The organism is Thermobacillus composti KWC4, assembly GCF_000227705.2.
In the GTDB taxonomy this organism is placed as follows: Bacteria; Bacillota; Bacilli; order Paenibacillales; family Paenibacillaceae; genus Thermobacillus; species Thermobacillus xylanilyticus.
Window position 1 is genome coordinate 1,024,749 of the sequence record NC_019897.1, and the last position, 15,953, is coordinate 1,040,701.

Annotated in this window: 13 protein-coding genes; 11 read left to right on the forward strand and 2 right to left on the reverse strand. The window is 61.1% G+C overall.

Annotated elements, in window-relative coordinates:
• Positions 1-115: 115 nt before the first annotated feature.
• The 11 genes from araD (at position 116) to THECO_RS04825 (ending at position 14,047) form a co-directional block, all read left to right on the forward strand.
• A complete protein-coding gene (araD, locus tag THECO_RS04775; protein ID WP_015253927.1) occupies positions 116-820 on the forward strand; it encodes an L-ribulose-5-phosphate 4-epimerase in 705 nt (234 codons plus the stop codon).
• Positions 821-838: 18 nt separating this feature from the next.
• A complete protein-coding gene (locus tag THECO_RS04780) occupies positions 839-2,518 on the forward strand; it encodes a ribulokinase (RefSeq protein ID WP_015253928.1) in 1,680 nt (559 codons plus the stop codon).
• The gene (araA, locus tag THECO_RS04785; RefSeq protein ID WP_015253929.1) at positions 2,511-3,998 is read left to right on the forward strand and encodes an L-arabinose isomerase; all 1,488 of its coding nucleotides are present in this window, start codon (positions 2,511-2,513) and stop codon (positions 3,996-3,998) included. The genes THECO_RS04780 and araA overlap by 8 nt, the downstream gene beginning before the upstream one ends.
• Positions 3,999-4,023: 25 nt before the next feature.
• Entirely contained in the window at positions 4,024-5,130 is a 1,107-nt protein-coding gene (locus tag THECO_RS04790; protein WP_015253930.1) for a GntR family transcriptional regulator, read from the forward strand.
• Between the two features lie 316 nt (positions 5,131-5,446).
• Positions 5,447-5,977, forward strand: coding sequence for an NUDIX hydrolase (locus THECO_RS04795; RefSeq protein WP_015253931.1), 531 nt, complete (start codon positions 5,447-5,449; stop codon positions 5,975-5,977).
• Positions 5,978-6,164: 187 nt separating this feature from the next.
• Positions 6,165-7,223, forward strand: a complete 1,059-nt coding sequence (locus THECO_RS04800; protein WP_041853802.1) for a LacI family DNA-binding transcriptional regulator — start codon at positions 6,165-6,167, stop codon at positions 7,221-7,223.
• Between the two features lie 42 nt (positions 7,224-7,265).
• Entirely contained in the window at positions 7,266-9,116 is a 1,851-nt protein-coding gene (locus THECO_RS04805; RefSeq protein WP_015253933.1) for a cache domain-containing sensor histidine kinase, read from the forward strand.
• Between the two features lie 26 nt (positions 9,117-9,142).
• A complete protein-coding gene (locus THECO_RS04810) occupies positions 9,143-10,639 on the forward strand; it encodes a response regulator transcription factor (RefSeq protein WP_015253934.1) in 1,497 nt (498 codons plus the stop codon).
• A gap of 178 nt (positions 10,640-10,817) precedes the next feature.
• Positions 10,818-12,128 carry an ABC transporter substrate-binding protein gene (locus tag THECO_RS04815; protein ID WP_015253935.1) on the forward strand — a complete coding sequence of 437 codons (1,311 nt, stop codon included), beginning with the start codon at positions 10,818-10,820 and terminating at the stop codon, positions 12,126-12,128.
• 213 nt (positions 12,129-12,341) lie between these two features.
• Complete coding sequence (locus THECO_RS04820; protein WP_015253936.1) at positions 12,342-13,223, forward strand: carbohydrate ABC transporter permease; 882 nt, start codon at positions 12,342-12,344, stop codon at positions 13,221-13,223.
• Positions 13,220-14,047 (forward strand): carbohydrate ABC transporter permease, encoded by an 828-nt coding sequence (locus tag THECO_RS04825; RefSeq protein WP_015253937.1) that lies wholly within the window; start codon positions 13,220-13,222, stop codon positions 14,045-14,047. Before THECO_RS04820 ends, THECO_RS04825 begins: the two co-directional genes overlap by 4 nt.
• A 123-nt stretch (positions 14,048-14,170) precedes the next feature.
• Here the strand turns inward: THECO_RS04825 and THECO_RS04830 are convergent, their stop codons facing one another.
• On the reverse strand, positions 14,171-15,382 hold the full coding sequence (locus THECO_RS04830) for an AGE family epimerase/isomerase (RefSeq protein WP_015253938.1): 1,212 nt from the start codon (positions 15,380-15,382) through the stop codon (positions 14,171-14,173).
• A gap of 206 nt (positions 15,383-15,588) precedes the next feature.
• The gene (locus tag THECO_RS04835) at positions 15,589-15,924 is read right to left on the reverse strand and encodes a hypothetical protein (protein WP_015253939.1); all 336 of its coding nucleotides are present in this window, start codon (positions 15,922-15,924) and stop codon (positions 15,589-15,591) included.
• Between the last annotated feature and the right edge of the window lie 29 nt (positions 15,925-15,953).

Consider the following 15,953-nt stretch of genomic DNA (forward strand, 5'->3'; position numbering starts at 1 on the left):
CATGTAGTTGTATGTACAACTTTGTCGAATCCAACTTTATAATTGCCAACTTGTACGAACAAGTGCTACAATGCAAAAAGAAAGCCTTTACAATGAAGGAGGAGATGAGCCGCGCATGCTGGAAGCGCTGAAAGAAGAGGTGCTCGCCGCGAATCTCGATCTGCCGCGGTACGGCCTTGTCACATTCACTTGGGGCAATGTAAGCGGCATTGACCGGGAGAGCGGGCTGGTCGTCATCAAGCCGAGCGGCGTACCGTACGAGAAGCTGAAGGCGGACGATCTTGTCGTCGTCGATCTGGAAGGAAACAAGGTGGAAGGCGCGCTCAAGCCTTCGTCCGACACGCCGACGCATCTGGCGCTGTACCGGGCATTCCCGTCGATCGGCGGGATCGTGCATACGCACTCGCCCTGGGCGACCGCGTGGGCGCAGGCCGGAAGGGGCATTCCGGCGCTCGGCACGACGCACGCCGATTATTTCTACGGCGAAATTCCGTGCACGCGCCCGATGACGGAGGAGGAAATCCGCGGCGCCTACGAACTGGAGACGGGCAACGTCATCATCGAGACATTCCGGACGCGGGGCATCGATCCGGCGATGGTGCCGGGCGTGCTCGTCCACTGCCACGCGCCGTTCGCGTGGGGCAAGGACGCGCACGAAGCGGTGCACAACGCGGTCGTGCTGGAAGAAGTCGCGAAGATCGGCCACCGGACGCTGCAGCTGCGCGAGGTCGGACCGATGGATCAGGCGCTGCTCGACCGGCATTTCCTTCGCAAGCACGGAGCGAACGCTTATTACGGCCAATCCGGGCCGACAGCCTGAGGAACGGGAGGAGCGGACATGGGGAAAAAATACGCGATCGGCATTGACTACGGCACGCAATCGGGACGCGCGGTACTCGTCGATCTGGCGGACGGGACGGAAGTTGCGGACCACGTGACGCCGTATCCCCACGGCGTCATTGACGAGAAGCTGCCGGGATCGGGCGTCAGACTCGAGCCGGACTGGGCGCTGCAGCATCCCGACGATTACATTGAAGTGCTGCGGCGTTCGGTGCCGGCCGTGCTCGAAATGTCCGGCGTCGATCCGGACGATGTGATCGGCATCGGCATCGATTTCACGGCCTGCACGATGCTGCCGGTGGACGCGCAGGGCACGCCGCTCTGCATGCTGCCTCCGTACAGGGACAACCCGCACAGCTGGGTGAAGCTGTGGAAGCACCACGCGGCGCAGGACGAGGCGAACAAGATCAACCGGATCGCGGAAGCGCGCGGCGAGAAATGGCTCAAGCGGTACGGCGGCAAAATTTCGTCCGAATGGATGATTGCCAAGGTGTGGCAGATTCTGGACGAAGCGCCGGAGATTTATGACGCGGCCGACCAGTTCCTCGAAGCGACGGACTGGGTCATCGCGCAGCTGTCCGGCAACATTCTCCGCAACAGCTGCACGGCCGGCTACAAGGCGATCTGGCACAAGCAGGAGGGCTACCCGAGCCGCGAATACTTCAAGGCGCTCGACCCGCGCCTGGAGAATCTCACGGAGACGAAGCTGCGCGGCAAGATCGTGCCGCTCGGCACGCGCGCCGGCGGGCTGACGCCGGAAATGGCGAAGATCACGGGCCTCAAGGAGGGGACGGCCGTCGCCGTCGGCAACGTCGACGCGCACGCGGCCGTGCCGGGCGTCGGCGTCACCGAGCCGGGCAAGCTCGTCATGGCGATGGGCACGTCGATCTGCCATATGCTGCTCGGCACCGAAGAGCGCGAAGTCGAAGGCATGTGCGGCGTCGTCGAAGACGGCATCATTCCGGGATATTTCGGCTATGAAGCGGGCCAGTCGGCGGTCGGGGACATTTTCGAATGGTATGTGGAGGAAGCGGTTCCGGCCTATGTGAAAGAAGCGGCGGAACGCGAAGGCGTCAGCGTGCACGAGTGGCTCGAAGTGCGGGCGGCGCGGCTCAAACCGGGCGAGTCGGGGCTGGTCGCCCTCGACTGGTGGAACGGCAACCGGTCCGTCCTCGTCGATGCCGATCTGACGGGCGTCATCGTCGGCTGCACGCTGCTGACGAAGCCGGAGGAGATCTACCGGGCGCTGCTCGAAGCGACAGCATACGGCACGCGCAAGATCGTCGAAGCGTTCGACAGCAACGGCGTCGAGGTGAAGGAGCTGTACGCCTGCGGCGGGCTGCCGCAGAAGAACCGGCTGCTCATGCAGATCTACGCCGACGTGACGAACCGCGAGATCAAGGTGGCGGCGTCCCGGCAGACGCCGGCGGTCGGCGCGGCGATGTTCGCCGCGGTCGCGGCGGGTTCGGCGGCGGGCGGTTACGATTCGATCGTGGAAGCGGCGAAGAAGATGGCGCGCGTGCGGGAGGAATCGTTCAAGCCGATTCCGGAAAACGCGGCGATCTACGACCGGCTGTACAAGGAATACACGGCGCTGCATGACTATTTCGGACGCGGCGGCAACGATGTGATGAAACGGTTGAAAGCATTGAAAGAGGAGGTTACCCGTCATGCTTGAGACGAGAAAATATCGGTTCTGGTTCGCGGTCGGCAGCCAGCATTTGTACGGACCGGAGACGCTGGAGCAGGTTGCGGAGAACGCCCGGGCGATCGTCGCGGGACTGAACGCAAGCGGCGCGCTCGGCTATGAGCTGGTGCTGAAGCCGGTGCTGACGACGCCGGAGGACATCCGGCGCTTCATGATCGAAGCGAACGCGGACGACGCGTGCGCCGGCGTCATCACGTGGATGCACACGTTCTCGCCGTCGAAAATGTGGATCGGCGGGCTGTCGGTGCTCAAGAAACCGCTGCTGCACTTTGCGACGCAATACAACCGCGACATCCCGTGGGATTCGATCGATATGGATTTCATGAACCTGAACCAGGCCGCCCACGGCGACCGCGAGCACGGCCATATCCACGCGCGGATGGACGTCCGCCGGTCCGTCGTGTTCGGACACTGGGAAGACCGCGGGGCGCAGGAGCGGATCGGCGCGTGGATGCGGACGGCCGCTGCCTGGGCCGAAAGCCGGACGCTCAAAGTGCTGCGGATCGGCGACAACATGCGGCAGGTGGCCGTCACCGAAGGCGACAAGGTCGAAGCCGAGATTGTCTTCGGCTGGTCGGTGAACACCTGGGGCGTCGGCGATCTCGCCGAACGGGTGAACGCCGTGAGCGAAGCCGATGTGAAACAGTTGCTCGAAGAATACGGATCGCGTTATGATATCGTCGCGGATACCGAGGAGAAGCGGGAGGCGATCGCCTACCAGGCGCGGATAGAGCTCGGCCTGCGCTCGATGCTCGAGGAGGGCGGTTTCTCCGCGTTCACGACGACGTTCGAGGACTTGCACGGCCTGCGGCAGCTGCCCGGCCTCGCGGTGCAGCGGCTGATGGAAGACGGGTACGGCTTCGCGGGCGAAGGCGACTGGAAGACGGCCGCCCTCGTGCGGCTCATGAAAGTGATGGCGGGCGGCAAAGGCACGTCGTTCATGGAAGACTACACCTACCATCTCGAACCGGGCAACGAGCTGGTGCTCGGCGCGCACATGCTTGAGGTGTGCCCGACGATCGCGGCGGACAAACCGCGCATCGAAGTGCATCCGCTCGGAATCGGCGGCAAGGAGCCGCCGGCCCGGATGGTGTTTGGCGCCCGGGCGGGCGCGGCGATCAACGCGTCGATCGTCGATCTCGGCAGCCGGTTCCGCCTGCTCGTGAACGAAGTCGAAGCGGTGCCGGTCGAGCGTTCGATGCCGAAGCTGCCGGTGGCGCGTGTGTTGTGGCGTGTTCTGCCGAACCTCAGGGATGGCGTCGAGTCGTGGATTCTCGCCGGCGGCGCGCACCATACCGGCTTCTCCTATCATGTGACGGCCGCGCAGATGGCCGATTTCGCCGAAATGGCCGGCATCGAGTCGGTCATCATCGGCAAGGATACGCGCCCGGACGCGCTGCGCCGGGAGCTCGTGCTCGCCGATCTGGCGTGGAAGCTGCGCAAGTCGTGAACGGAGGCAAGGCGGTGTCAACGGAATGACGCGCGGCGATCTGCCGAAATATTTGCAATTGAAACAGGAGATTCTGTCCTGGCTGCACAGCGGCGAATGGAAGCCGCACGAGCTGCTGCCGTCGGAGAATGAACTGGCTGCCCGGTTCGGCATGAGCCGGCAGACCGTTCGCCAGACGTTGAACGAACTGGAGCAGGAAGGCTATCTGTATCGCCAGCGCGGCAAGGGAACGTTCGTGGCGCCGCCGGACTTCATCAAGGCCGGGGCGGCCCAGGCCGCCGTCGGCATGGTGACGACGTATATCTCGGACTACATCTTCCCGCACATTGTGCGGGGAGCGGAAGCGGTGCTGCGCGCCCATGGCATGGGGCTGTACCTGTCGAGCACCGACAACGACAAGCAGCGGGAACAAGGCAGTCTCCAGATGATGATGGACCGGGGGGTCGGCGGCCTGATCGTCGAGCCGACGAAGAGCGCGGAGGGCAATCCGAACCTGGAGCAGTTCCTGGCGTTCCGGTACCGCGGCATCCCGATCGTCATGATCAACGCCCGCTATCCGGAACTGGACTGCCCGTGCCTGGTCGTGGACGACGAAGCCGGCGGATTCGCGGCGACGGAACATCTGATCAAGCTCGGGCACCGGCGGATCGCCGGATTTTTCAAAACGGACGACCTGCAGGGCACACGCCGGATGAAAGGGTTCCTGCGCGCCATGAAAGATTACGGCGTGCCGATTCTGCCGAACAGCGTCGTCACGTACGCCTCGGAGAACAAATGGTCCCGTCCGGCCGAAGCAGCGGCGGAACTGCTGCGGAGGGAAGACCGGCCGACGGCATTCGTCTGTTACAACGACGAGCTGGCCGTCGCGCTGCTTCCGGCCGTCCGCGGCGCAGGCCTCGCCGTGCCGGACGATTTGTCGATCGTCGGGTTCGACGATTCGACGCTGGCCCAGGCGGCCGAAGTGAAGTTGACGACGCTGACCCATCCGAAGACGGCGATGGGCGAGCGGGCGGCGGAGATGCTGCTCCGCCTGATGGCCGATCCCTCGGCCGAGGCGGAGGACGTGACCTACGCGCCCGAACTGGTCGTCCGCGATTCGACGCGGGCGATCGGAGAAGAGACAGCGGTATAGCGGGAATGCGGGGACGGGGCTGGTCGAGAGTCGGAATGCGGCTTTTGGCCAGCCCTTGTTTTGTGCCCGCGAAGCTGTAACGCGGATACCGCGTTACAGCTTCGTTTCGAGTCCGGTGGATGCGTCTGTAACGCGGATACCGCGTTACAAAGTCGGCCCATGTCGTTGATGCGGTGAATGAGGCTAAAGCCAATGGACCGAGCAGGAGAACGGCAACGGGTCTGGAATATATTCACAACAACTTGAATAGGTTCCGGACATCGAGAGGAGCACCAGCCGAAAATCCGTTCACACCCATGACCGTTTGGAGGTACGCATGCTGAAATATACCATCTGCTTCATCCAACAAGAAGACCGCTTTCTGCTGCTCAACCGGGAATACCCCGTCTGGATGGGAATGTGGAACGCGCCCGGAGGCAAGCTTGAACCCGGCGAGACGCCGAGGGCGTCGGCCTTGCGGGAGATCGCGGAAGAGACGGGCCTTTTGCTTGAGACCGTCGACTTTCGGGGCATCGTCACCTGGTTTACGGGCGGGCGGGAGTTCGGCGGCATGTACGTGTACCATGCCGAACTTCCTTCCGATGACCGCACGGACATTCCGATCCGAACGCCGGAAGGTATTCTGGATTGGAAGCAGACGGATTGGATTCTGCATCCCGAGAACATGGGGATCACGCCGAACGTGCCGCATTGCGTCAGGCTTTTGACCGCCGGTGACGGTTGTTTCGAGCTTCGCTGCCATTATGAAGGCGACCGTCTGATCCGCACGGAGGAACTGGAGCTCGACCGGAGCTTCGAACACCTGACGGATCGGAAACGAATTGAAGAGATGATTCTCAGCCGATAAGCAATCGGAGGGTAAAAAATCACGGCGGCCGCGCCGCGGACAACTTCCGGCGACAAGACGAATGGAGGCGGACCTGCGTGCAAGCGCGGGTGCCGCCTTTTAGCGTTCGGGCACCTCCTCCCCCGTTCATTACGCGTACATAATACTTGTGCTAGAATAAAAGAATATGACACGGACGGGGATGAATATGTCGAAAAAGGTCACGATGCAGCAGATTGCCGATTATTTGGGCGTCTCGAAATTTGTCGTGTCGAAGGCGCTTTCAGGCAAGGACGGCGTCAGTCCCGCGACGAAGGAGCGGGTCATCCAGGCGGCGTCGCAGCTCGGCTATTTCGCCCAGCGGGGCGCAGCCGCAAGACAGGAGAAACCCGGACATCTCCCCGCGGGCGGCTCGAAGCCGTCCGTGCTTGTGTTGATGCCCAACATCCGTTTTCAAACGAAGGAATCGGTCTACTGGGGACGCATCCTCGACGGCATTTCGATCCGTCTCGAAGAGCGGGGATACGGCATGGTGATCATCTCCGAGCACAGCATCGACGGGCTGCTCCACGTGCTCAACCCGAACGGCCTGCTCGGCATGATCGGCGTCGGCGAAATTTCAACCTCGCTGCTGCTCGAGGTGCACCGCTGCGGTCTGCCGATGGTGCTCATCGACCATGAAGATCCGCTCATCCCGTCGGACACCGTGTTCGTGAACAACTACGACTGCATGTACAAGCTTACCCAGTACTTGATCGGCATCGGACACCGCGATCTGCTGTTCGCGGGCAACATCCGGTTCTCGCGCAGTTTCTTCGACCGCTGGAACGGCTTTCGGGGCGCGCTCGAGACGCACGGTATCCCGCTGCGCGACGACCATCTGATCAGCCTGGAAGGGATCAGCGGGTATTCCGGACAATTCGCGGATTGGGCGTCCCGCTGCCGCGCGGAAGGCAAACTGCCTTCCGCGGTCGTCTGCGCGAACGACAGCATCGCCATCGACGCACTTCAGGCGTTCGCCGAGCTCGGGCTGTCCGTGCCGGGCGCCCTGTCGCTCTGCGGCTTCGACGACATCGAAGACGCGCAGCGTGTCCGGCCCGCGCTCACGACCGTGCACGTGCCGAAGCTGGCGCTCGGCCGCAAGGCGGTGGACCGGCTGCTCGAGCGGGTGGCATCGCCCGGCGAGCCGCACGAGAAGATCCTGATTTCCGGCGAGATGGTGTACCGCGAATCGAGCCGGGAAACGAACGGGCGCAAGCGAGGCTGATCGCGCTTCCCCATACCATGCCGTGACTGGAGGCGGAACGCCGTGCGCAAATGGAATCCGGCGACCAGATTCCGCGATCTGCCGATGGAGCGGAAGCTGATATTGGTTTTCCTTTTTCTCGTTATCTTGCCGATCATGGCGCTTAGTCTGGTTTCCTATGACCGGTACGCGCGGACCATCGAGGACAACACCACATCATACGTTGCGGAACTCGCCCGCAAGCTGATCGTCAGCCTTGACGACTACATCTCCGACATGGAGCGGATCACCGCGCTGCCCGGCGCCATCGAGGAGATCCAGGACAGCCTCAGGGCGGCCAATGAATTCTATTCCCGCCCCGATCTCGAAATCGGGGACAGCCCTTACATCATTCCGAGCCAGAAAGGCACCGCGCTCGAAATTCAGCGCCGGGTGGAGGAGAGCATCTACTTTCTGAACAGCGTCAAGGAAGGCGCAACGTCGATCTATCTGTTCGACAATTTCGGCAACGGCTATTACCGCGTGCAGGTCGGCGGCGTCCGCTCCGACATCATGACCACCTATCAGCAATGGCTGGAGCGCGCCCGGCGGGAGGGGACGAACGCCGCGCTCGTCAGCACGCAGGAATACACGAGCAATCACAACCGCAAACGCTACGTCTTCACCGTCGTCCGCCAAATCTATACGCCGTCGCTCGAACTGCTCGGCCTCGTCGCCGTCGACGCGAACATCAGCGTCATCGAGCGGTACGTATCCGAATTGGACAGCGTCACCGGCGGGGAGACGATGATCCTCGACGAGAACAACAACGTCATTTACGACAGCGGCATGCGGCATCTAGCCCAGAACCGGTCGAACGATCCGGTCGTCGCGCAGGCTGTCGGAAGCCGCGGCACGTTCCGCCACGACGCGGAAGACGGCCAGCGGATCGTCATTTACGACCGCTCGAACAAGACCGGCTGGAAGGTCATCATCTCCGTTCCGGTCGGCGTGCTGATGAAGGACGCGGTGGCGAACCGCAACTTCACGCTGGCGACGGCGCTGCTGACCGGTTTCCTCGCGCTGGCCGCTTCGGTCGTCATTTCGTTCGCCCTGACGAAGCCGCTGCGCTCGCTGATGCAGCTCATGAAACACGTGCAGGCCGGCAATCTCGAGGTGTCGTTCCCGGTCCGGCGGCAGGACGAAATCGGCATGCTGGGCTTTCATTTCAACCGGATGATCGGCCGAATCCGCGAGCTGATCAACGACAACTACCATATGCAATTGCGCCGCAAGGAAGCCGAACTGCTGGCTCTGCAGAGCCAGATCAACCCGCATTTTCTGCACAATACGCTGGAGTCGATCCGCATGACGGCTGAAGTCGACGACAATCCCGAAGTGGCGGACATGATCCAGCTGCTCGGCCGGCTGCTGCGCTACAGCGTGAACACGGCTGGCGAGATCGTGCGGCTGGAGGACGAGCTCATGCACCTGGAGACGTTCATGCGCATCGTCGAGTACCGCTATCCGGGCCGGTTCAGGCTCGAGGTCGCCGGCTGCGATCCGTATCGCGAAATGAAAATGGTCAAGCTCCTGCTGCAGCCGATCATCGAGAACGCGGTGCTGCACGGCTATGACGAACGCAAGGAGCGCATGACGATCGTGCTCTCGTGCGAGGTCGAGGGCGATCGCATCATCTTCCGCATCCGCGACGACGGCGCGGGGCTGGACGCCGATACGCTGGAGCGGCTGCGCGGCGTGATCGACACGCCGCCGGGCGAAGGCGGCGGCTCGCGCGGCTTCGGCATCGGCCTCCGGAACGTGAACGAGCGAATCCGGCTGTTTTACGGCGAGGGCTATGGCATCGACATCGCCAGCGAGCCGGGCGCCGGCACGGAAGTGACCGTGACCCTGCCGAGCCGGCTGCAGACGTAAGCAGCGTGAAACAGGAGGTCTGACGCATGCTTCGCATCGTAATTGCAGATGATGAAGAACGGATCCGTCGCGGACTGGCCAAGCTCGTCCGCTCCGCATCGGAGGACTATGAGGTTGCCGGGGTCTTCGCGAACGGCGCGGAACTGCTGAAGTTCCTCAAGGAAGAAGGGGCGGATGTCGTCATCACCGACATCCGGATGCCGGTCATGGACGGGCTTCAGGTTGCCGAGAAGCTGCAGGCCGAGCATCCCGGCGTGCGCTGCGTCATCGTCAGCGGATACAGCGATTTCGACTACGCGCGCACCGCGATGCGCCATCAGGTGCGGGACTATCTGCTGAAGCCGGTGGACAAGGCCGAACTGTATCGCGTGCTGCGGGAGATGGCGAAGGAAATCGCCGAAGCGCGAAGGCAGACGAAAATGTTCCGGCGGCTCAGGCTCGAACGCGCGCTTGCCGGCGAAGAATCCGCGGAGCCGGTCATCCCGGACGATGCGTTCGCGGTCTGGTACGCCGTGCGGACGGAAGCGGCGGTCGGGCTCGATACGCTGGAGGCGGCGGCGAATGCCGAAGACGTCAGATCTTGCGCGATCGCGGTCCGTGACCGGACCTACGGCGTGCTGCTTGAACTGAACGCCGGCGCTTCGCTGACGTCCGCGCCGGAGCGGGCAGGCTTCGCGCTGGCCGCGGCGCTGACGGAGCATACCGGCGCGGCCATCGGCGCCTCGCTGCCGTTCCGCGGGGCGAAACGTCTGCGGGAAGCGTTCGCCGAAGCCGAGCTGGCGGCCGGCAAAGCGTTCTACCGGTTCGAGCGGGCCGTCTTCGTACCGGCATCCGAAGCGGTGTCGCAGCAGGCCAGGCCGGCCCGCCTCAGCGACTGGTACAAATCGTGGGAAACGGAGTATGTCCGCAGCCTGCAGATTCTCGACGGGGAGAAGATCGAGCAGGAACTGAACGCCTTCTTCGAGGAGATGCGCAGGCGGCAGGAAGCGCCCGGCGTGCTGATGGAACTGCTGATCCGGATGCTCGAGCTGGCGGAACGGGAAGTCGGCGGGTTCGCCGAGGAAGCGGAGGAACTGTTCGGTCCGGCGGACCGGCGGCTCGAGGAACTGTCCCGGTTTTTCAAATACGGCCCGCTGCGCCAATGGTTCACGGAACGGATGATCGAGGCGATCGTGCGCATCCGCGAGCGGCGGAGCGGCAGCGTGCGCGCGGTGGATGCCGTGAAGGCGATCATCGCGTCAAGCTACCATGAGGATCTGGATCTCGGGGGACTCGCGGAGCGCGTTTATCTCACGCCGAGCTACCTGAGCCGGCTGTTCAAGCAGGAGACGGGCGTCACGATCACCGATTACCTGATAGGCGTGCGGATCGAGCAGGCGAAGAACCTGCTCCGCAACCGGCCGGACCTGAAGACGTACGAAGTCGGCGAGCAGGTGGGCTATCCGGATTCGGCCTATTTCACCAAACTGTTCAAGCGGATTGTGGGCATGACACCCAACGAATATCGTCAAATCGTCAGATAGCATCCGGGCGGTTGCGCTATCAATTGTTAGAAAAGTTAGGATAACAGAGGACAAGAAAAGCAAACACGTTGCATTTTTGTAAGCGGTTTTCACCGCTATAATGAAGCCCGGAACCGATCGAAAGCGGCGATTTTGCCGAAGCCGGTCGGCCACAACACGGAAACAGGGGGACTCGCGCATGAAAAGAAGATTCGCCATGATGTTGTCTGTTCTCGTGGCGCTGTCGCTCGTCCTTGCTGCCTGCGGCGGCTCGAAGAGCGAGGGCAACGGCGGTACGGACAACACCGCGGGCAACGGTCAGTCGAATGCGGGCGGCAACACCGAAATCTCGGGCGAGATTGTGTTCGCGACGCACCGCACGGACCTGGTCGACAACGGTACTTACGACAGGTATGTGGCGGAGTTCAACAAGCAATATCCGAACGTCAAAGTCAAATACGCTCCGTACACGAACTACGAGCAAGACATCCGCGTCAAGCTGACGGCGGGCGACGCCGGCGACGTGCTCATGATTCCGACGAACATCGCGAACTCCGAGCTCGGCGATTTCTTCGCTCCGCTGAATGACCTCAACATCTTCGATCAAGTGCGGTTCGCGGATTTCAAGGCGTATGACGGCAACTACTACGGAGTTGCAACGGGCGCTTCGACGAACGGCATCGTTTACAACAAGAAGGCGTTCGAAAAAGCGGGCATCACGGAAATTCCGAAGACGCTGGACGAGTTCTACGAAGCCTGCCAGAAGCTGAAAGACGCCGGGATCGTGCCGATCTACATCAACTACGGCGCGCAATGGCCGATGAGCCAATGGGGCCGCAACAGCCTGGCGCATTTCTCCGGCGACGTCAACTTCGAGAACAACATGGTGGAAATGGACGCGCCGTTCCAGCTTGACAACGCGTGGGGCATCGGCCTGAACATTGTCCGTACCCTGATCGAGAAAGGCTATACCGAAGAAGACCTGGCTACGAACAACTGGGAAGCTTCGAAGGTAGAAATCGCGACGGGCAACGCGGCAATGTACTTCCTCGGCAACTGGGTCATCAACCAGATCATCGAGCAAGGCGGCGCGGCGCCGGAAGACATCGGCTTCTTCCCGTTTCCGCATGACAACAGCGGCACGGTGAACGCCGTTCTCGGCCCGGACTACTTCATGGGCGTAAGCAAGGACAGCAAGAATCTTGAAGCCGCAAAGGCGTTCGTCAAGTTCATGATCATGGAATCCGGTTACGACGCCGATTCCGGTTTCATCCCGATCAACAAAAACAACGAACCGACGCTGCCGCAAATGGCAGAGTTCATGAGCTACAATCCCAACATTCTCGAATCCGTACCGTCGGATTCCCGGTTCAACGAGATTGCGAACAAGGCGCAGATTCCGTTCACGGGTGAGGAAATCCAACAAGCCGCCGTTGCGAAGGATCTGCAAGCCGAATTCGACAAGTTGAATCAGAAATGGGCCGCAGCCAAGAAAGAACTCGGCTATTGATTCGATGAACGGGTAACCGGCGTGCAGACTGGGGCTGACCGTCAGGGCGATGCGAATCGCGCCTGAAGGCAGCCTCAGGTTTTTTCCAATGACTAGACTTATGCAAGCTTCACACTTGTCATCGGCTTGTCATTCACCGCATAACGGATGCGCCTTCCGGGAGAACGGCGCTGACCGTTATGGCTTGATCCTGGCATGAGGAGGCGCGGCGCCTTGAATCTCAGCTACAAAACACAGCGGATCATCATCATCACCAGTTTTCTCGCCTTGCCGCTCGTTCTGCTGCTCCTTTTCACCTACTACCCGTCTGTCATGCTGGTCTACTACAGCTTCACGGACTGGGACGGCTTCGGCTTTGACGTGAACTTCGTCGGGCTGAAGAACTACAGGGAGATCTTCTCGAATCCGGAATACTTCCAGATTCTGCGCAACAACCTGTACTATTTCATCGGCGGGCTGGTCCAGACGGCGCTGGCGCTGTTCTTCGCCGTCATTCTGAACTCGAAGCTCAAGGGAAGGAATGTGTTCCGGGTCATTCTGTTCCTGCCGTACATTCTGCACCAGGTTGCGATCGCGATCATGTTTCAGACCGTGTACCACACTTCCTACGGCTCGCTGAACAAGCTGCTCGAAGTGCTCGGACTCGAAGCGTGGAAACAGCAATGGCTCGGCAATCCGGCGATCAACGACTGGGCGCTGGCATTCGTGTCCCTCTGGATGTACATGGGCTACAACATGGTCATCTTCATCGGTGCGCTGCAGTCGATCTCGGATGATTTGTATGAAGCGGCGCGCATCGACGGTGCGAACGCCTGGCAGAGCTTCTGGCACATTACGATGCCGAGCATCAAGAATGTCGTCGAGCTGATGCTCATCCTGACGCTGAGCGGCGCCCTGCAGGCTTTCACCGTGCCGTACATCATGACGCTCGGCGCGAACGACACGTCCACCTTCCTGATGAAGACGCTGGACGTCGCCTTCAAATTCAATCAGTTCGGTCTCGCATCCGCGCTCGCCGTCGTGCTGCTCTTGATGGTCGCCGTCGTCGTGCTCATCCAGCGGCTGATTCTGAGGGAAGGCGGGACGAGAATATGAAGGCGAAACAACTATTTTTCGACACCATGAAATATATCGTGCTGCTCATCGGCACGTTCGTCGTGTTCTTCCCGCTGTACTCCGTCTTCGTCGGCGCGTTCAAGACGCGGCAGGAGTTCTATATCAACCGGCTGTCACTTCCCTCGACCTGGAATTTCGAGAACTTCTCGATCGCATGGGAGAAAGGGGATCTGGCGCTCGGCCTCGGCAACACGCTGTTCATCCTGATCGTCTCGATCGTCGGCAACGTGCTGATCGGGTCGATGTCGGCGTATGCGCTCGGGCGGTTTGATTTCAAGGGGAAAAATCTGATCATCGGTTCGTACCTGGTGGCCGCGGTCATTCCGCTCATCACGACGCAGGTCGTCACTTACTCGGTCATCAAGGCGCTCGGCCTGTACAATACGTACGGCGCGCCGATCGTGCTGTATCTGGGGGCGGACGTTATCCAGCTCGTCATCTATCTCCAGTTCATCCGCAACATCCCGTACGAACTGGACGAAAGCGCGATGATGGAGGGCGCGTCGCTGTTCAAGATTTTCCGGAGCATCATTTTCCCGCTCCTCGGACCGGCGACGGCGACCGTCGTCATCCTGAAGTTCATCAGCATCTACAACGATTTCTACGTGCCGTATCTGTACATGCCGGACAGGGGCTTGCGCACGGTGGCGACGGCGATCCAGTCGTTCGTCGGGCCGAACGCGGCGCGTATGGAAGTGATCTCGGCGTACATTCTGCTGATCTTCATTCCGACGATCGTGATGTTCCTGTTCATGCAGCGCTATATTTTCTCCGGCGTCACGAGCGGTGCGGTCAAATCTTGATCGCGGGCTGAAGCAACAGGCTGTCCCATGGCGGGGCAGCTTTTTTTCTGGGCATTGATGGGGCAGATCAATAAATAAGCTCCGGCGAATCGCTCGCCGGAGCCTTTATACGGCTGACGCTCGTCAGTGCGCGGAGACCAGACGCTCCATCATCTCGAAGCACGCCCGGCCGTTGTGGTACGGGCATTTCCAGGCGTTCACCTTGCCGTGCCCCCGGGTCGGACGGCCTTCGCGGTCCACGCTCCAGAACCATTCACCGTCTTCCTTGTCGATGATGCAGCGGTCGATGAATGCCCAGGACCGGCGGGCGGCGTCCAGATACTTGTCCTCGCCCGTGAGCTGATAAGCATTGTAGAAGCCGACAACGGCTTCCGCCTGCGGCCACCAGTCCTTGTTCGTGTCGATGAGCCCGGTCGCATTCGCTTCGTTCAGCAGGCCGCCGTCGGCGTCCACGCCTTCGTTCAGCGTCGCTTCCGCCATGCGGATCGCCGTCTCCTTCGTCCGCTTGAGAAGCGCTTCGTCGCCGCACAGTTCGGCCGCCTCCGTGAGCAGCCAGCTGCCCTCGATGTCGTGGCCGTAGGAGATGAGGTCCGACTTGCTGTTCCATTCGTCATCGAAGAACAGTTTGAAATGCGCCGTCTCCGGATCGACGATGTGATCGAGCATGACCTCAATCAGTTCCTTGTGCTTCTTGTTCAGTTCCTCCGTCGGCCAGACCCGGTACAGGTTCGTATAGGCTTCGAGCACATGCAGATGGGTGTTCATCGACTTGCGCTCGTTCATGTCGCCGCCGCCGAGAGCGAGCCTGTCCGTCTCCGACCAGTCGCGGGCATGCGCCTCGATATAGCCGCGGTTCGCCGGATCGTAGCTGTGGCGCTCCAGCAGACGGTACGTTTCGATCGCCTTGTCCAGCGCGTCCTTGCGCCGCGCCGCCCGGTAAAATTCGGAGAGCGCGTAGATCGCGAACGCCTGGCCGTACACCTGCTTCTTGTCCTCCAGCGGGCTGCCCTTCGCGTCAACCATCCAGTAGAATCCGCCATATTCACGATCCGCGAACTTGTCCATCACGTATCCGTAAGCCCGTTCGGCCACGGCCAGATAGCGGTCGTCCTTGAATACGCGGTAAGCGGCCGAGAACGTCCACAAAATCCGGGTGTTCAGCACCAGACTTTTGGCCGCCTCGTAATCCGGCTGCCGGTCGTCGCCGATCCGCCCGATGAAGCCGCCGTTCTTCTCGTCGACGGTGCGGGTCATCCAGTAGTGAAGGATGTTGTCCTTGAGTTCCCGTTCCAGCTCCTCGCGCCACTTGGCTTTCCAATCCGTTCCTGCGCTCACCGCACACGCCTCCCCAATGGCTGTTCTTGAGTGTTTCATGCTGTCGCGTACACGTGTTTACAAGTGCACACTCATCTAGTTAATCGCAATTTCGGGACTGATGCAAGTGCGGCGCCGGCATTCTTGAATCAATAAAAACTCCCGCGTGCGCCACATCGCAGCGGGAGTTTGCTTTCCGTTCGGGGACGGGCATCGCCCGTTCTCCGTTATTTCAGATTTGCGATTTTCTCGCGGATCGCGTTCCGGCGCCAGCGGGAGACCGACAGCCGCTTCGCCTCGGGTCCTTTCTCGCCGAAGTAGAGCACATCGCCGTCCAATTCGCTGACTTTCCGGAGGTTGACGTACGTATCGGGGGCGACCAGACAGAAATTCGGATCCGACCGGAGAAGCGCGATTCGATCGGTGCTCATCCGTCGCTTCATATTGAAGTTTCGTCCATGAAAGCAGACAAGCTCGGGTCCGCCCAGCTTGAAGAAAAGAACGTCGTGCTCCAGCGCAAGTTCCTCATACGGATTGCGGTCAGGCATCACGGCTTGCACCATCGGCATTTCCCCCTTCATGGTTGCTCTTT